General features: G+C 73.4%; 15 protein-coding genes. 8 read left to right on the top strand and 7 right to left on the bottom strand.

The genetic code is table 11. The features are described from left to right. The first annotated feature begins 134 nt into the window (after nucleotides 1-134). Both SJY07_RS18045 and SJY07_RS18050 read left to right on the top strand, forming a co-directional pair. Nucleotides 135-1,556, top strand: a complete 1,422-nt coding sequence (locus tag SJY07_RS18045; RefSeq protein ID WP_380160971.1) for an MDR family MFS transporter — start codon at nucleotides 135-137, stop codon at nucleotides 1,554-1,556. A gap of 40 nt (nucleotides 1,557-1,596) precedes the next feature. After that, nucleotides 1,597-2,394 carry a thioesterase family protein gene (locus tag SJY07_RS18050; RefSeq protein WP_380160973.1) on the top strand — a complete coding sequence of 266 codons (798 nt, stop codon included), beginning with the start codon at nucleotides 1,597-1,599 and terminating at the stop codon, nucleotides 2,392-2,394. Between the two features lie 43 nt (nucleotides 2,395-2,437). Here the strand turns inward: SJY07_RS18050 and SJY07_RS18055 are convergent, their stop codons facing one another. Then, nucleotides 2,438-3,508, bottom strand: a complete 1,071-nt coding sequence (locus SJY07_RS18055) for a cell wall-binding repeat-containing protein (RefSeq protein ID WP_380160975.1) — start codon at nucleotides 3,506-3,508, stop codon at nucleotides 2,438-2,440. A 238-nt stretch (nucleotides 3,509-3,746) separates the two neighbouring features. On the opposite strand from SJY07_RS18055, the gene SJY07_RS18060 reads away from it, so the two are divergent. Further along, entirely contained in the window at nucleotides 3,747-4,946 is a 1,200-nt protein-coding gene (locus tag SJY07_RS18060) for an MFS transporter (protein WP_380160977.1), read from the top strand. A 19-nt stretch (nucleotides 4,947-4,965) separates the two neighbouring features. Here SJY07_RS18060 and SJY07_RS18065 read toward each other — a convergent pair whose 3' ends face one another. Continuing rightward, nucleotides 4,966-7,080, bottom strand: coding sequence for an HD domain-containing phosphohydrolase (locus SJY07_RS18065; RefSeq protein WP_380160979.1), 2,115 nt, complete (start codon nucleotides 7,078-7,080; stop codon nucleotides 4,966-4,968). A 120-nt stretch (nucleotides 7,081-7,200) separates the two neighbouring features. Here SJY07_RS18065 and SJY07_RS18070 point away from each other — a divergent pair, with 120 nt between their 5' ends. Next, nucleotides 7,201-7,878 (top strand): SDR family NAD(P)-dependent oxidoreductase, encoded by a 678-nt coding sequence (locus SJY07_RS18070; protein WP_380160981.1) that lies wholly within the window; start codon nucleotides 7,201-7,203, stop codon nucleotides 7,876-7,878. Nucleotides 7,879-7,887: 9 nt separating this feature from the next. Here SJY07_RS18070 and pdxY read toward each other — a convergent pair whose 3' ends face one another. From pdxY to SJY07_RS18085, 3 genes are all read right to left on the bottom strand, one after another. Then, the gene (gene pdxY, locus SJY07_RS18075) at nucleotides 7,888-8,739 is read right to left on the bottom strand and encodes a pyridoxal kinase PdxY (protein ID WP_380160983.1); all 852 of its coding nucleotides are present in this window, start codon (nucleotides 8,737-8,739) and stop codon (nucleotides 7,888-7,890) included. Nucleotides 8,740-8,805: 66 nt separating this feature from the next. Continuing rightward, nucleotides 8,806-9,114 carry a hypothetical protein gene (locus SJY07_RS18080; RefSeq protein ID WP_380160985.1) on the bottom strand — a complete coding sequence of 103 codons (309 nt, stop codon included), beginning with the start codon at nucleotides 9,112-9,114 and terminating at the stop codon, nucleotides 8,806-8,808. A 221-nt stretch (nucleotides 9,115-9,335) separates the two neighbouring features. After that, a complete protein-coding gene (locus SJY07_RS18085) occupies nucleotides 9,336-10,325 on the bottom strand; it encodes a LacI family DNA-binding transcriptional regulator (protein ID WP_380160987.1) in 990 nt (329 codons plus the stop codon). Between the two features lie 127 nt (nucleotides 10,326-10,452). Between SJY07_RS18085 and SJY07_RS18090 the strand changes: the two genes are divergently transcribed. Then, nucleotides 10,453-11,505, top strand: coding sequence for a Gfo/Idh/MocA family oxidoreductase (locus SJY07_RS18090; protein WP_380160989.1), 1,053 nt, complete (start codon nucleotides 10,453-10,455; stop codon nucleotides 11,503-11,505). Continuing rightward, nucleotides 11,502-12,290, top strand: coding sequence for a TIM barrel protein (locus SJY07_RS18095; protein WP_380160991.1), 789 nt, complete (start codon nucleotides 11,502-11,504; stop codon nucleotides 12,288-12,290). Before SJY07_RS18090 ends, SJY07_RS18095 begins: the two co-directional genes overlap by 4 nt. Before the next feature lie 24 nt (nucleotides 12,291-12,314). Here SJY07_RS18095 and SJY07_RS18100 read toward each other — a convergent pair whose 3' ends face one another. Both SJY07_RS18100 and trxA read right to left on the bottom strand, forming a co-directional pair. Then, a complete protein-coding gene (locus tag SJY07_RS18100; RefSeq protein WP_380160993.1) occupies nucleotides 12,315-14,465 on the bottom strand; it encodes a SpoIIE family protein phosphatase in 2,151 nt (716 codons plus the stop codon). A 162-nt stretch (nucleotides 14,466-14,627) separates the two neighbouring features. Next, nucleotides 14,628-15,065 (bottom strand): thioredoxin, encoded by a 438-nt coding sequence (gene trxA / locus SJY07_RS18105; protein WP_328292827.1) that lies wholly within the window; start codon nucleotides 15,063-15,065, stop codon nucleotides 14,628-14,630. A 78-nt stretch (nucleotides 15,066-15,143) separates the two neighbouring features. Here trxA and SJY07_RS18110 point away from each other — a divergent pair, with 78 nt between their 5' ends. Both SJY07_RS18110 and manD read left to right on the top strand, forming a co-directional pair. Beyond that, nucleotides 15,144-15,866 carry a DUF2993 domain-containing protein gene (locus tag SJY07_RS18110; RefSeq protein ID WP_380160995.1) on the top strand — a complete coding sequence of 241 codons (723 nt, stop codon included), beginning with the start codon at nucleotides 15,144-15,146 and terminating at the stop codon, nucleotides 15,864-15,866. A gap of 58 nt (nucleotides 15,867-15,924) precedes the next feature. Next, entirely contained in the window at nucleotides 15,925-17,136 is a 1,212-nt protein-coding gene (manD, locus tag SJY07_RS18115; protein WP_380160996.1) for a D-mannonate dehydratase ManD, read from the top strand. Nucleotides 17,137-17,167: the final 31 nt, after the last annotated feature.

Below are 17,167 nucleotides of genomic sequence, written 5' to 3' on the forward strand. Positions count from 1 at the left end.
GGGAACGTCACCACCGTCCCATCCGCCACCGGGCCAGACGCCGCCACACCTCGTACGGTTGCCCCCGGCACCCGGCACCCGTCGTCCGGCGGGCCGGGGCGGTGACGACCCGGGCCGGACGGAGGAGGAGCTGGATGACGTCGGCGACAGCGGCGGGTGTGGGTTTCCGCTCCGAACGGGGACCGGTGCTCATCGCGGTCATGCTCTCGACCGCCCTCGTGGCGATCGACTCGACCATCATCGCGACCGCCGTGCCCTCGATCGTGCGCAGCATCGGGGGTTTCGCGCAGTTCCCCTGGCTGTTCTCGATCTACCTGCTGGCGCAGGCGGTCACGGTTCCCGTCTACGGCAAGCTGGCCGACCTCTTCGGCCGCAAACCGGTCATGCTCTTCGGGATCGGGTTGTTCCTGCTGGGGTCCGTGCTCTGCGGATTCGCCTGGAACATCGGGGCGCTCATCGCGTTCCGGGCCCTGCAGGGTGTCGGAGCCGGTGCGGTGCAACCGATGTCGTTGACGATCGTGGGTGACCTCTACACCCTCGCCGAGCGGGCGAAGGTCCAGGGCTACCTGGCCGGGGTGTGGGCGGTCAGTTCGGTCGTGGGACCGACGCTGGGTGGGGTCTTCTCCGAGTACGTCAGCTGGCGCTGGATCTTCTTCGTGAACGTCCCGCTCTGCCTCCTCGCCGGAACCGTGGTGTGGCGGCGGTTCCACGAGACCGTCCGGCGCAGCCGGCCGCAGGTCGACTACCTCGGGGCCGCCGTGCTCACGGTCGGCCTCACCCTCCTCGTGCTCGGCCTGCTCGAGGGCGGTCAGGCGTGGGCGTGGGACGCGCCGCCGAGCCTGCTGGTGCTCGGCCTCGGCGCGGTGTTCCTCGTGGTCTTCGTGCAGGTCGAGCGGCGCGCCGCCGAACCGGTGCTTCCGCTCGGTCTGCTGCGGCACCGGTTGATCACCGCCACCAGCCTCGTCTCGGCCTGCGTGGGTGCCGTGCTGCTGGGCCTCACGACCTACGTCCCCACCTACGTCCAGGACGCGCTGGGGGCCGGTCCCCTCGTGGCCGGGTTCGCGCTGGCCGCCCTGACCATCGGGTGGCCGATCTCCGCCTCGCAGGCCGGTCGGCTCTACCTGCGCATCGGGATCCGGGCCACCGCGCTGATCGGGTCGCTCGTCGTGCTCGCCGCCTCGTCGTCGTTGCTGCTGCTGGACGCCACCTCCAGCATCCTCCAGGTCGCCCTGACCTGCTTCGCCATCGGACTGGGGATGGGCGTCACCGCCGCCCCCACGCTCATCGCCGCGCAGTCGGCGGTCGGCTGGGAGCAGCGCGGCGTCGTGACGGGGGTCAACATGTTCTTCCGTTCGCTGGGCAGCGCGGTCGGCGTCGCGACGTTCGGCGCGGTCGTGAACGCCACCCTCGGGGTGGCCTCCCTCGAGGGTTCCGGGGTCGGGGCGGGCCCGTTGACGCAGGCCGTGCACCACGTCTTCCTCGCGACGGTGGCCGTGGCCGTGCTCCTCCTGGTCGCGGTCGTCTGCATGCCGCGCGGAGACCGTCGGCCCGGCTGAGCCGGGTCGGGTTCCGCTGCGGGGTCTACGATCCGTCGTCGTGACCACCGCACCGGGGACCCCCGCCTACTTCGAGAGGGTCGGCGCGGCAGCGTTCCGGGCGACCGAGCACGTCGGTGGCGGGTGGCGGGAGCACGAGCAGCACATCGCCGCGGCGCTGGGGTTGTCCGTGCACGTCGTCGAACTCGACCGCGACACCCGGCGGGACGACGGCCTGGTCCTCGGCCGGCTCTCCTTCGACATCCTCGGCACGGTGCCCGTCGACGTCGTCGACGCGAGGGTCAGCGTTCTCCGGCCGGGTCGGACGATCGAACTCGTCGAGGCGTGCCTGGCCCACGACGGCCGGGACTTCCTCCGGCTGCGGGCGTGGCTCCTGCGACCGGGCGACACCGCGGAACTCGGGGGAACCCCTCTGCCGCGGATCCCGTCCCCCGAGGAGACGCCGCCCTGGGACGTGACCTCGGTGTGGCCCGGTGGTCTCGTCGCGTCGCTGGAGGTGCGCCGTCGACAACTGGAACCCGGCCGGGCGAGTTCCTGGGCGAGGACCGCGACGACGCTCGTGGCCGGCGAGGAGGTCAGCGCCCTGGCCGCCACCGCGGGGTTGTTCGACGTCGCGAACGGCATGACCGTGCGGGCGGACCCGCGTGACGTCGCCTTCCCCAACATCGACCTCACCGCGCACCTGTTCAGGGTTCCGCAGCGTGGGTGGCTGGGTTTCGACACCTCGGTGTCGTTCGGCGCCCAGGGCATCGGACTGACCAGCAGCGTCCTGCACGACGAACTGGGGCCCTTCGGAACCCTGGCCCAGGCCCTCACGGTGCGGCCCCACCACGGCTGAGCCGCGGCGGCGGGGTGGCCCCGGTCGGGGCCACCCCGGTGGGTCAGGAGCAGTTGGTCAGGAGCGATTCCGGGGTCACCGAGGTGGGGCCACCCAGGACGATCTCGCTGCTGATCTGGCTCGTGGAGACGTAGTCGTACAGGGACACCGGGGTGCACGCCTGCGGCAGCAGCAGCATCGGGGCCTGGTTCAGGGCCGCGACCGGAACTCCGGCGAGCGCGTCCGGGAAGTTCTCCCCGGTGGCGATGACCGCGGTGGTGGCGTCGGGGAAGACGCTCGCGGCGACGGCCGCGGCCGTGTCGTAACGGTCGGCCCCGGCGAGGCGGGTCATCGCGGTGGCGTCGCTGACGTGCGCGGCGAGCTGCGTGGCCACGCCCTCGCTGACCGACGTGGGGCCCCCGACGACGACGGCGGCCTGGAACGTCTGCCCGTTCAACCACGAGGCCACGGGGTCCGGCAGGGTCCCGGGCTCGGTGATCATGAGGGGGACTCCGGCGGCGGCCGCCGCGGCTCCGCCGGAGAGCGCGTCCGGGAACGTGTCGCCCCGGGTGAGGACCACGCCCTTCGCCGCGGGGAAGAACTTCTCCGCGAGGTCGACGGCCGTGTCGTACCGGGTCGCACCGGCGATGCGTTCGACGGTGGCTCCCGGGGAGGCCGCGGTGATCGCGGCGAGGGTCGTGTCGGAGATGCGGTCGGTGCCGCCGACGACGTAGACCTTCGCCGGGGTGAGGCGCGTGAGTTCCGCGGCGGTCGCCGCGGGGAGGGAACCGGCCTGGGTCAGCAGCAGCGGCGCGTCCAGGGAGGCCGCGGCGGGTCCTGCGGTCAGGGCGTCGGCGGGGGCCTCACCGCTGGTGACGAAGACGGCCGAACCGGCCGAGGGCTGGAAGGAACCACGGGCGATGACGGCGGCGGTCTCGTAGCGGTCGGCGCCGGCTGCGCGGACGAGGCCCACGTAGGGGAACGGGGTACCGACCTTCGGGACGGCCGTGTGCGTGGCGCCAGAGACGCCGGGCTCCGGAGCGGCGGCCTGGGCCGCGGTCCCCGTGAAGGTGCAGGCTCCGAGGAGCGCCGCCCCGGTGAGGGCGGTGAGGGTGAGGCGACGCGCGAGGCGCATGGGGTTTCTTCCTTCGTTCGCGACCGAGCCGGGGGCGACCTCGCCCCCGGTTGATCGCGAAACTAGGACACAGTCCCGCTGAGTTGCTCGAGGAAACCGGATGTTCACCCGGTCAGCGGAACGGGTGGGTGCAGCCCCAAGGCGGTGCAGCCGGGTGCGGACGCAGCGGTCGACGGAGGCCCGGATTAGGCTCGCGTCGGTCATGCTGACGACGGCGGACCAGGAGGAGCAACGCCCCGTGCCCGCAACGCCCCCGACCACCGTGAGCCCGCTGCGTGCCCGAAGTGCCGTGGTCACGCTGTTCCTCATCGCCGGCGCGGTCATGGGTGGCTGGTCCGGGCGGATCCCGACGATCAAGCACCAGCTCGGTCTCAGCGACGCGGGGTGGGGACTCGTGGTGCTGGCTCAACCGGCGGGGACGTTGCTCGCCCTGCTGGTGCTGACCCGGGTCATCTCCCGCACCGGCCCGCGTGCGCTGGCCCTGCCCGGGGCCGTGCTGCTGCTCGTCGTGGTCCCGCTGGCCGCGGCCTCGCCCTCGCCGGCGTTCTTGGTCCCGGCGCTGGCGCTGCAGGGGTTGGCGACGGGTCTGCTGTTCAGCCCGATGAACGCCCTCGCCGTCACCGTCGAGCGCCGCTACGGCCGCAGCATCATGTCCTCCTTCCACGCCTGGTTCAGCGTCGGGCAGCTGGGGGGTGGTCTCGCCGGGGCCCTCGCCGGGCACCTCGGGACCGATCCGTGGGTGCAGATCGCGATCTGCGACCTGGTCCTCGCCGTCGTCCTCTGCGTCACGGCGACGGCCCTGCCCCGGGGGGCCGAGGCTCCCCTTGCCGGGGGATCCGGACCGGCCCCCCGGCGGGCACGGCCGACCCGGCAGATCGTCCTGCTGGCGGGCCTCGCCCTCCTCGCCGCCGTCACCGAAGGCTCTGCGGTGCAGTGGAGCGCCCAGTACTCCGTCTCGCTGGGCGCCACCGTCGCCACGGGTTCCCTGACCCTGGTGTGCTACTCGCTGGCGATCGCGCTGACGCGGTCGTTCGGGGACCGCCTCGTCGACCGCTTCGGCCGGGTGCGGTTCATCCGGTTCTCGGCGACGGTGACCGCGACGGGGGTGCTGCTGGCCGTCCTGACCGGCTCGGTCCCCCTGGCCCTCGTGGGTTTCGCCCTCGTCGGCCTGGGGTGCGCCTGCGTGTTCCCGACCATCATGGGTCTGGCCGGGAACCAGCCCGACGTGCCCGCCGGACGAGCGGTCGCGCTGGTCAACCTGGGCGAGTGGCCGGCGTTCTTCCTCGGGCCGCCGGTCATCGGCCTCGTCGCCGAACTGTCCTCCCTGCGGTTCGCGCTGGGCCTCCTCGTCGTGACGTCGGCCTTCGTCGCCGTCCTGGCCGGACGGATCCGTGTCCCCGAGCCCGCCCACGTGGGCGCAGTTCCCCGGGAGCGGTGACGCCGGCGCCCCCGGTGCCCTACATCCCGGTGACGCCGACCAGGACGGCTCCGTCGAAGGTGTGCGCGTCCCACTTCGCCTGGGTGAGGTCCACCCCCGTCAGGACCGCGCCGCGGAAGCTGGTGCCCCGCAGGTCCGCGTGGGAGAGGTCGACCGCGACGAGCCGGGTGAGGTCGAGGTCGGCCGTCCGCAGGTCGGTGTGGCTCAGGTCGAGGTTGAGCAGCGTGGCGCCGGTGAGGTTCGCCCCCTGGAGCTTCGCCCCGCGCCAGTTCCCGGTGAGGGTCTGCAGCTGCAGGTCGCACCCGCGCAGGTCCTTGTCCTCGAGCCGGGTGGCGCCGTGGTGGGCCGCGGAGCAGGAATCCGTCGTGGTGGGCGTGGGCACCGGGGTCGTGGTCGGCGTGGAACTGGTGGGCGTGGAACTGGTAGGCGTGGAACTGGTGGGCGTGGAACTGGTGGGCGTGGAACTGGTGGGCGGGGAACTGGTGGGCGGGGAACTGGTGGGCGCTGCGGTCGCCGTGGTGGTCGGTGTGGTGGTCGGCACTGCGGTCGCCGTGGTGGTCGATGTCGCGGTCGCCGTGGTGGACGGTGCCGCGGTCGGCATGGTGGTCGCCGTGGCGGTGACGGGGTTCCCTGTGGTCGGGGTCGGAGGGGTCGTCGCCACGGCAGAGGGGACCGCGGTCGCGGTCGGCACGGCCTGCGTCGGGCGGGCGGTCGCCCCCGGGGAGGTCGAGGATCGGGTGGCCGTGGGCGTGGCCGTGAGGGTGGAGGTCTCCGGGCGTGAGGCCGTCGCGGCGAGGGCCACCGGAGCTGCGGTCGAACCGGGTACGGAGCGCTCCGGCGTCCGCGCGGAGAGCGGCTCGATCGGGGTGAAGGGGTCGGTCCCCCGCGCCCGGAAGGTCACGAGGTCGCTCGGGCTGGTGGTGGGGGTTCCGGACGGGCTCGGGACCGCGGCCGCGGCGGGGGAGTTCTCGCTCACGTCGGAGAACGGCGCGGCGGCCACGACGGGAACGGGGTCCGCCGCGGCGGCGTCGGTCGCGACGAAACCCGCTCCGACCCCGACCCCGGCCGTGAGGACGGCGCCGAGGACCTGCCCGCCGACGGTGTGGGCCACGGCGGAGACGTTCGACACGGCCTGCGCCGGGAGGGAACCCACCCCGGGCAACGCGGCGAGCAGGGTCGCCGGACCGGCGATGAGCCGCAGCCGTCCGACGCCGACGGTGAGGAACGCACGGACGACGTCGGGGTCGAACTGCGCTCCGGCGCAGCGGGTGATCTCGGCTCTGGCCTGTTCGGCGGACAGCGGCTTCTTGTAGGAGCGGGCCGAGGTGATGACGTCGTAGGTGTCGGCGACGGCGATGACGCGCGCCGCCAGCGAGATGTCCGTCCCGTGCAGACCGCGGGGGTAGCCGGCACCGTCGAAGCGTTCGTGGTGCTGCTCCACCCCGTCCAGCCACGGACCCAGCCAGCCACGCAGGGGTTCGACGAGGCGCCCGCCGTGGGCGGGGTGCTGCTGGAGCGAGGCCCACTCCTCGTCGTCGGGGCGGCCCTTCTTGTTGATGACCTCGACGGGGACGTGGACCTTGCCGACGTCGTGCAGCAGTGCCGCCCAGCTCAGCCGGTCGACGTCCTCGCGCGACAGCCCGAGTTCGGCGCCGATGAGGGCCGCGTAGGCCTGGACGCGCTCCCCATGCGCACGAGTGCGCGCGTCGTGCTCGGCGAGGCTCCCGACAAGGGCCAGCAACCAGTCGACGGGTCCGTCGTGCTCCGGGGGCCCGGCCTGCTGCAGTCGGGACGGGGACCAGGTGCGGCGCGCCACGTCGAAGCGGCTGGGCACGCGGTCGGGCAGGACGAGGCTCAGCCGGAGCAGGGCCGAGAGCGGGACGAGCCGCCGTGTGAGGTGGGAGACGAGGACGAGCACGAGGGAGGAGAGCACCACGACGAGGAGCAGCCAGACCGTGCCCGGCACGCCGATCCGGGACGCCGGGGCCCAGCGCGCGGCGACTGCGCCGACGGCCAGGGCGAACAGCACGGGCCCGAACGACGCGGCGGCGCGGACCAGACGCGCGAGGACGGGCCGAGGGCGCCACCCCAGCGCCTCGGCGCCGTCGTAGTTCTGGGTCGGTCCACTCGCCACGAATCCCTGATCGGGTCACCGGAAGGGGACGTTGAGCGCTCGGCCGCCGGTTCACCCGCCCGGTCGCGCGGCCCCACCCGAACGGGGGAGCAGGGACGGACCCGGGGATACCGTGCCCCCATGGATCTCCAGTTCCGCGACCGCGTCGTCCTCGTCGTCGGGGGGAGGGGCCTCATCGGTGCGGCCCTCACCGACCGGCTCCGCACGGAGGGGGCCACGGTCGTCGTCGCCTCCCGCAACCCCGGCGAGGGGGTGGTGCTGGACGGCAGCGACGACGCGTCCGTGCAGGCGGGGGTGGAGGAGGTGCTGCGGACCCACGGCCGCATCGACGCCGTCGTCGTGACCGCCGCCCCCTCGGCGCGGACCCTCGACCCCGAGCGCCGGTCCGACCCGGCGCAGGTCCTGGAGGCGTTCGACGGCAAGGCGATGGTCTTCCTCCGGATCGCCAACGCGGTGGTCCCGTCGATGCGTGCGGCGGGGTTCGGCCGCATCGTCGTCGTGAGCGGGCAGAACGCCCTGCTCACCGGCAACATCACCGGTTCGGTGCGCAACGCCGCCACGATCGTGGTGGCCAAGAACCTCGCCGACGACCTGGCGGGGACCGGGATCTCGGTGAACGCCGTCAACCCGGGTCTGGTCACCGCCGACCCGCAGGCCGCCGTGGCGGTCGGCGCCCCTGGGGAGTCGACGCCGGCGCAGGTCGCCGACCTGCTCGCGTTCCTCGCCTCCCCGCTCAACGCGGTGACCGGCGAGTCCATCGCCGTCGGTCACCGCGTCCGCGGGGTCACCTCGTTCTGAGCCGGGGCGTCAGCGCAGGCGTTCCGCGCGGAACTGCAGGCGGGGTTCGGCGAAGAACTGCTGGGCCTGGACGATGAGGAGTTCCCGGGATCCCGCGGTGTAGGTCGCCTCGATGAGGTCGAACACCGCCGAGGCGGTCCGTTCGAGGGCGAGGGCGGCGTCACCGGTGGCGCGGTGGTGCGCGGCGAACAGTGCCGCGGTGACGTCACCGGAACCGTTGGCCTTGAACGGTAACCGCGGGGTCTGCACGATCCACGCCCCCTGCTCCTCCACGACCGCCATCTCGAGGGTGCCCTCCTCGGCGTCGGGACGTTCGACGCTGGTGATGAGCACCGTGGACGGGCCCATCGCCCGGGCCAGGTCGGCGGAGGCGAGGGTGCTCTCGAGGGTGGAGGGTTCGGTGCCGGTGAGGTAGCCCAGTTCGAACTGGTTCGGGGTGATGAGGTCGGCCACCGGGACGACGCGGTCGCGCAGCAGTTCGGGGATCTCCGGGGCGACGAAGCAGCCCGACCTGGCGTTGCCCATGACCGGGTCGCAGGCGTAGACCGCCGTCGGGTTCGCGGCCTTGACCCGGCGCACGGCGTCGACGATCACGTCACCGATGCCGGTGCCGCCCTGGTACCCGGAGAGGACGACGTCGATCTCGGGGAACACTCCGCGTTCCTCGATGCCGGTGATCACGTCCGCCACGTCCTGGGCCGACATGACCGGACCCCGCCAGGCGCCGTACCCGGTGTGGTTGGAGAAGTTCACGGTGTACACCGGCAGGACCTCGACCCCGATGCGCTGCAGCGGGAAGACCGCTGCGGAGTTGCCGACGTGGCCGTGGGCGACGGCGGACTGGATGGAGAGCACCTTCATGCTCTCCATCCTCGCGCATCCGGGGGTGATGGGCTCAGCGGCTGCCGTACCCGCTGTCGACGGTGCTCAGCCCGTGGGCGGGACGTGACGGGCCAGGAACCCGTCCGCGCCCGGTGCGACGTGCCAGACGCGGACGTCGCGCCCGCCCGCGTCGCCCATCTTCTCGTGCACGAGCGCGATGTCCCCCGTGAGGTTTCCCACGCCCACCACCTCGTGGCGGTGCGGGCCGTGGGAGACCTGGAAGCACACGTCACCGCAGAACTCGTCCAGGGAACTCGGTACCCGGGAGGAACCCGCGTGGACGATCTCGTCCACGGCGTAGTCCTGCCCGGAGATCACGGCCTCGGAACGGGAGGTGGAGCTCGACTGGTCCATGGGGTGAGCCTGCCTTCGTCGGCCGTTCTCCGGGGTCCCGGCGTCGGTCCCAGTGTGGCCCACGGAACCCCTCGGCGGTAGAGGTCGTACCAGTCCCCACGGCCGGTCGTCCCAGGCCGAGCGTCGCAGCAGGCGGAGCCCGTTCAGCGCCACGATCACGGTCTACCCCTCGGGTCGGTGCGTGGTCTCGGCGAGCAGCGAGAAGACCCCGGCGGCGAGGGTCACGTACCGGCCGTCGTCCCCCGGACGACGAGGCGGGGCGTGACGACCACCTCGCGACGGACCTCGGCGGCCCCCTCCACCCGGGCGATGGCCTGCTCCACCGCGTGCCGCGCGAGGGTGGCGGGGTCCTGCCCCACGGTCGTGAGCGACACCGTCGAGAGGGCCGCCACAGCGCTGTCGTCGAAGCCGACGATCGAGACGGCGCCCGGGACGGCGACCCCGGCGGCGCGCAGGGCGTGCAGCAGCCCGGCGGCGAACTCGTCGTTGAAGGCGAGGACGGCGTCGGGCACCCCGTCGCGCAGCAGGTCCGCGGCCGCGGCCTCGCCGCTCGCGCCGTCCGCTCCGCCCGGGCGGAGGTCGGCGGGAAGCCCCGCGGCCTGCACCGCCCGGCGGTACCCGGCGCGGCGTTCGGTCGCCCCCGGCGCCCGGCCGCCGTGCAGGTGCACGATCCGGCGGTGCCCGAGCCCGACCAGGTGCTCCACGGCGAGTCGGGCGCCGGTCTCGTCGTCGGTGCGGACGACCCCGGCGTCCACCTGGCGCAGGGCCCGGGCCAGGACGACGACCGGGAGCCGCGCGGCGAGTTCCTGCAGTTCGCTCCGCCCGGCGCCCGGGCCGAGGAGGACCAGGGCCTCGACCCGCTGGTCGAGCAGGGCCCGTACGGCCGCGGCTTCGGTGCGGGAGCGCCCGCGCGGTTCGAGCCTGAGGCGCCAGGGCGAGTCGGCGACGGCGTCGTAGAGCGCCTCCACCAGTTCGCCGTGGAAGGGGACGTGCAGGCCGTGGACGACGCCGAGCGTCCGGCTGCGACCGGAGCCGAGCAGGCGGGCGCGTTCGTCGGGGTGGTAGTCGAGTTCGGCTGCGGCCCTCAGCACCCGTTCCCGGTTGGCGGCGCTCGCCCCGGGAACTCCGCGGAACACGATGGACACCAGGGCCCGGGAGACCCCCGCCCGGGCGGCGACGTCGGCCATGGTCACCGGCTGCGGACGCGTCACCCACCGCACCCTAACGGCCCGACCGCTTGACGTCCGGCCCGTACCCGGTCACCCTGGACCGATCTAGACCTAGAGCGCTCTAGGGTGAGGCCGGGTCGCAAGACCCGGCGGGACGAGAGGCGAACGCATGTCCGACGTCGACGGCGACGTGAGAAGCACCGGGATCGGCCTGATCGGGGCCGGCCGCATCGGCAGTTCGCACGCCCGGCTGGTGGCGACCAGGGTTCCCGGCGCACGGCTCGCGGCCGTCGCCGACCCGCGACCCGGCGTCGCCGCGGCGCTGGCCGGACCCCTGGGTGCGGTCGGGCTCACCGACCCCGCGGAACTCCTCGCGCGCCCCGACGTGGACGCGGTCGTGGTGACGGCCAGCACCGAGGCGCACGCGGACCTCGTCGAGGCCGCCGCCCGGGCCGGGAAGCCCGTGTTCTGCGAGAAACCCGCCGGGCTCTCGATGGCCGAGATCGACCGCGGCATCGCGGCCACCGACGCCGCGGGTGTCGCGTTCCAGGTGGGGTTCAACCGACGGTTCGCCCCCGAGTTCGCCGCCGCCCGCGCCGCGATCGACGCGGGCCGCATCGGTCGCCCGCAACTGCTGCGGTCCCTCACCCGCGACCCGGGGCTGCCGAACCCCGCCGTGGTCCCGGCCTGGGCGGTGTTCGTCCTCACGCTCATCCACGACTTCGACACCCTGCTCTGGTTGAACCCCGGTGCGGAACCGGTCTCCGTCTACGCCGTGGCCGACGCCCTGATCGCCCCGGACTTCAAGGACGCCGGGTTGCTCGACACCGCGGTCGTCACGATCCGGTTCGACAACGGCGCGATCGCCGTCGCCGAGGCCAACTTCTCGGCCAGCTACGGCTACGACGTCCGGGGCGAGGTCTTCGGGTCCGCGGGGATGCTGAGCATCGGTGAGGGGCCACGATCGGCCCTGCAGGTCCTCGACGCCGACGGCCGGCACAGTCCCACCCCGCGCTCCGACGTCGAACTCTTCGCCGACGCCTACACCGGTGAACTCACCGAGTTCGTCGCCGCCGTCCGCGAGGGTCGAACTCCCTCCGTCACCGGTCGCGACGCCCGGCGTGCGCTGTCGATCGCTCTGTCCTGCATCGCCTCGGTGCGCAGCGGCGGTCCCGTCGACCCGGCCGTCGTGGCCGCGACGGTGGACGCGAGGACCCGGTGAGCGGTTTCACGCTGGCGGTCTGCGCCGAGATGGTGTTCCGGGACCTGCCCCTGGCGGACCGGGTGCGGACGCTGCACGACGCGGGTTTCGCGGTCGAGATCTGGGACTGGACCACGAAGGACCTGTTCGCGCTCGCGGCCACCGGGGCGCGGTTCACCTCGATGACCGGCTACGTCGACGGGGAACTCGTCGACCCCGACGGTGCGGACCGGCTGCTGGCGAGCGCCGAGCGCTCGATCGCGGCGGCGGAGGCGCTCAGCGGCCGGGGCCGTCCGAACCTCAACCTGCACGGTACCGGCCTGGACGGGAGGGGACTGCCCGTGCGTCCCGTGGTCGAGGTCACGGGGGCCATGTGGCTCGCGGCGCAGCGCACCCTGGTCCGGATCGCGGAACTCGGGGAACGCCACGACGTGGTGTTCACGCTGGAGAACCTGAACGTCGCGGTGGACCACCCGGGGACCCCGTTCGCGTCGGCGGCGGACACCCGCGCGCTCGTCGCGGCGGTCGCCAGTCCGCACCTGCGGATGAACCTGGATCTCTACCACGCCCAGATCGGGGAGGGGAACCTCGTGGAACTCCTCCGGGGCTGCGTGGACCTGATCGGGGAGGTCCAGGTCGCCGACGTCCCGGGCCGGTGCGAGCCGGGGACGGGCGAGATCAACCACCCCGTCGTCGCGGCCGCGCTGGCCGGTGCGGGGTACCGCGGGACGGTGGGGATGGAGGCGTTCGCCTCGGGGGACAGCCGGGCGGCGGTCGAGGCGTTCCGGAACGCGTTCACGCTGTGAACCCGGCTCCCGGGGTCAGCGGGGTCAGACCGCGTCGAGGGTGAACCAGACGACCTTGCCGATGTCGGCGTCGTCGACGCCCCACCGGCTGGCGGAGGTCTCGAGCATGCTGAGGCCCCGTCCGGAGAGGGCGTCGTCGTCGGGGGCCTGCAGCAGCGGGCGGCGGTCGTTGTCGTCGGAGACCTCGACGTGCACGAGGTCGGGGGTGGCGGTGATCCGGACCCGGGTGTCGCTGCGGCCGTGGACGATCGCGTTGGTGACGAGTTCGCTGGTCAGCAGTTCGGCGGTCTCGGCGACGGAGTCGGGCAGACCCGAGCGGTGGCAGCACCGGCGGGCGAGGCGGCGGGCGTCGCGCACCGAGCGCGGATCGGCGGGCAGCACGATCTCCTGGGGGTCCCCGGCGGGGGAGCGCAGGGTGTCGGGGCTCGTGTCGGTCTCGATCCGGACGACGAGCAGCGCGGTGTCGTCGGCGGTCCCGGCTGGGCCGAGGGTTCCCAGCAGGAAGTCCGCCCAGGCGCCGGCGGTCACACCGTCGGGGGCGGCGAGGGCGTCGGCGACGGTCGCGATGCCGTCGTCGAGGTCGCCGTCGCGGCGTTCGACCAGTCCGTCGGTGTAGAGGACCAGGACGTCGCCGGGGACGAGGGTGACGGTGTGCTCACGGCGCACGGTCGTGGGGTCCAGGCCGAGGAGGAGGTCCCCGCTCGGCCCGAGCCGTTCGACCCGGCCGTCGGGGTGGCGCAGCAGGGGCGGCAGGTGCCCCGCGTTGGCCCAGCGCAGCCGACGACCGGCGACCCCGTTGACGGGGGCGTCGAGGACGGCGAGCACGGCGGTCGTGAGGGTCTCCAGGCCCAGCCCCGCCATCGCCTGGTCGAGCCGGGCCAGCAGGTTCGCGGGTCGGTCGTCACCGTCGTAGCTGATGCCGCGGACGAGGTTGCGCACCTGGCTCATGGCGGCCGCCGCGGTCTGGTCGTGACCGCTGACGTCGCCGACGACGAGCACCGTGCCGCCGGAGCGGGTGGGGAAGGCGTCGAACCAGTCGCCACCGACCTGCGCCCCGCGGGCGGCGGGCTGGTAGCGCGTCGCCAGCTGGAGTCCTTCGCGCAGTGGCGGCTGCGTCAACAGGCTGCGCTGCAGCGTTTCCGCCATGCGTCGCACGGCCCGGACCTCGTCCTCGGCGACGCGTTCGCTGCCGATCCGCTCGACGGCCTGCGCGCACTGCGCGGCGAAACCCTCCAGGAGTTCCAGTTCGTCCGCGCTGCAGGTGTGGTCCTGCGTCCAGGCCACGGCCAGCGCCCCGAGCACCCCGCCGCCGACGACGAGCGGGAACAGCGCCCAGGCGTTGCGTCCGCTCTGCTCCCGCACCGCGGGCATCACCGGGTGGTAGGCGTCGGCGGTGGCGGCGTCCGGCAGCAGCAGACGCTCCCCGGTGCGGGCGCTGTGGCAGACCGGGAGCGGGCTGTCGTGCGGGACGTGTTCCCACCGCGCGCGGTAGTCGTCGTCGAACGCGTTGCTGCCGACGAGGCGCCACCCCCCGTCCTCGGCCGGGACGGCGATCCCGCTGCCGTCCGCACCCAGGGTGGTCAGCCCCTGGGAGACGACGCGGACGACGTCGTCGAGGGTTCGCGCAGCGCTGAGGCGGAGCCCCACGTCGGCCAGTGCGGAGACCTCGCGCGAGTCCTGCACCCGGGACCGGAGGGACGTGTCGAGCGCCGTCCGGAGGGACGTGTCGAGCGCCGCGTGGTGCCCGGTGAGTCCCGTCCGTCGGTGCTCCAGCACGGACGCGGTGACGTCCTGCGCGCCGCCGACCACGGCCTGAACCCGTCCGTCGGCGTCTAGGACGGGCGTCGCCGTCAGCGACCACCAGCGTTCGGCCGGTTCGGGCGCGTCCTCGTGCCGGAGGTCGTGCGGGAGGTCGTGGCGCACCAGCGGGACGGCGTCGGGGAGGCGGTGGGCCAGGACCCGTTCGCACAGCTCGGGGAGGCTCCCCGGTCCCGGCGGGAAGACCTCGGACTGCGGACGGCCGACGAGGTCCGCGCGGTGACGCCCGACCAGGCGCAGGAACTCGTCCGTGGCGTCGAGCACGATCTGCTCGGGGCCGAGGACCACGTAGCCGGCCGGCAGCGCGCGGAAGACGGCGGCCCTGACGGCGTCGGGCACCTGCCCTGAGGAGCGCACGGGGACCTCCTGCCGGCCGGGGACGCAGCGGTGTCATCGAACCACCTGCGACCACCTCGCGCAGGGTTTCTCCTCGACCTCCTCCTCGACGTTCTCCTCGCCGTGGACGCAGAACACCCCGCCCCCCTGGTGGGGGACGGGGTGACGGTGGAGCGTCTGCGCTCAGAAGGCCGCCGGGTCGGTGCCCGCGCGGACGCCCTCGCGGGACGGCTGCGCGGCCTGGGTCTGCTGGCGGGCCTGCTCCTGCACGGCCTGCGCGTACTGCTCCTTCACCTGGTCCATGTCCAGGGAGCGGACCTGCTCGATCAGCTGCTCGAGGGCGGGCGCCGGGAGCGCACCGGGCTGACCGAACACGGGGATGCCGTCGCGGTAGGCGACGAGCGTCGGGATCGAGGTGATGCCGTAGCGGGCGGCGAGCTGCTGCTGGTCCTCGGTGTCCACCTTGGTGAAGGTGATGTCCCCGTGCGACTCCGACGCCTTCTCGAAGACCGGGGCGAACTGCTTGCACGGACCGCACCAGTCAGCCCAGAAGTCGATCAGGACGATCCCGTCCTTGACGGTGTCGTCGTGGGTCTCCAGGGTCAGGGCCTGAGTGCTCATGCCTCTCCCAACCACGAGGACCCGTGAAGACTTCCCGCTCCGTCCTCCCCGTCCAGGGCCGTCAGGCACAGTGGGCGGGTGGCCCGTTCCCGTCTGATCCGTCTGCTGGTGACCGTCGTCGCGCTCGGGGTGATCCTCGTCGCGGGCGACCTCGCCGCCCGCAGCTACGCGACCGGACGGTTCGCCGGTGAGCTGCGGACCGCGTACGACCTGCCCGCCGACCCCACGGTGACCGTGGCGGGCGGGTCGTTCCTGTGGCAGGCGGTGCAGGGACGCTTCGACGACGTCACCGTCGACGTCGGGCAGATGCCCGCGGGCAAGGTGACGCTGCGCGACGTGCGGGTGCGCATCCCCGAGGTCGACGTCCCGCTCGGGGTCCTCGTCGGCGGGTCCGGGACGGTCGACCTGGCGGCCGGGACCGTCCGGGGACAGGTGTCCTACGCCGACCTCGCGCAGCAGGTGTCCCCGGGTGGTCTGCGGGTGGCCCTGGCGCGTGCCGGGGACGCGATCCGGGCGACGACGACGGTCCGGGTGTTCACCCTCGGGGTGGAGCTGGCCGTGACGGTCCGTCCGGAACTCGACGGCGCGTCCGTGACGCTGGATCCGGTGAGCGCCGAGGTGGCGGGGGCGGAGGTACCCCTGAGTCGGGCGGAACGACTGCTCGAGGCGGCCGGGTTCGGCGGCTGGTCGATCGCGTTGTCCGACGTGCCGCCCCAGGTCGACCTCGACGCGTTCCAGGTCGCCGACTCCGGCGTCCTCGTCAGCGGGACCCTCGGGGCGAGCGCGGTGGACGTCGGTTGACCCTCGCCCGCCTGGTGCTGGTGCACTAGTGTGGCAGTAGTCCACCGCGGAGGGTCCGATGAAGATCACCGATGCCCGGGTCGTCGTCTCGTCGCCGGGACGCAACTACGTCACGCTCGTGCTCGAGACCTCCGACGGTGTCGTCGGGGTCGGCGACGCCACCCTGAACGGCCGGGAACTCGCCGTCGCGTCCTACCTGCGCGACCACGTCTGCCCGCTGCTCATCGGCCGGGACCCGGCCCGCATCGAGGACACCTGGCAGTACCTCTACAAGGGGGCCTACTGGCGGCGGGGACCGGTCGGCATGACCGCGATCGCCGCCGTCGACGTCGCGCTGTGGGACATCAAGGGCAAGGTCGCCGGGTTGCCCGTCTACGAACTCCTGGGCGGTGCCTCCCGTTCGGGGGTCATGGTCTACGGGCACGCCGACGGCCACGACGTCCCCGAGCTCCTCGACCGCTTCGCCGAGTACCTCGAGCAGGGCTACAAGGCCGTCCGCATCCAGGCCGCGGTACCGGGGGTCGCCAAGACCTACGGCGTCTCCGTCCACGACGGACGCATCTACGAACCCGCGAACTCCGACCGCCCCGAGGAGGGGTCCTGGGAGAGTTCGGCCTACCTCGACTTCGCCCCGACCGTCTTCGAGGCCGTCCGGGAACGCTTCGGGTTCGGGGTGCACCTGCTGCACGACGTCCACCACCGGTTGACGCCCATCGAGGCCGCTCGCCTCGGCCGCGCGCTGGAACCGTACCGGCCGTTCTGGATCGAGGACGCGACCCCGGCCGAGGACCAGTCGGCGTTCCGCACCATCCGCGCCCACACCACCACCCCGCTCGCGGTGGGGGAGGTCCTGAACTCCATCTGGGACGTCCAGACCCTCATCACCGAACGCCTCATCGACTACGTCCGGATGTCGGTGTCGCACAGCGGGGGGATCTCGCACCTGCGCAAGGTGTACGCCCTCGCGGAGTTGTTCGGCGTCCGCTCCGGGGCGCACGGCGCGGGTGACCTCTCGCCCATCGCGCACGCCGCGGCGTTGCACCTGGACCTGGCCATCCCGAACTTCGGCATCCAGGAGTACATGGGGCACCGGGATCCCGCGGGGGAGGTGTTCCGCTCCACGTACTCCTTCGCCGACGGGTACATGCACCCCGGGGACGTCCCCGGGATCGGCGTCGAGTTCGACGAGGCGGCGGCCGCGCGGTTCCCCTACGAACCCCGCTACCTGCCGGTGAACCGTCGACTCGACGGGAGCATGCACGACTGGTGAGCGACTCCGACGATCACCGAGCCGCACGGCT

The organism is Kineococcus sp. R86509 (assembly GCF_042466365.1).
Classification (GTDB): domain Bacteria; phylum Actinomycetota; class Actinomycetes; order Actinomycetales; family Kineococcaceae; genus Kineococcus.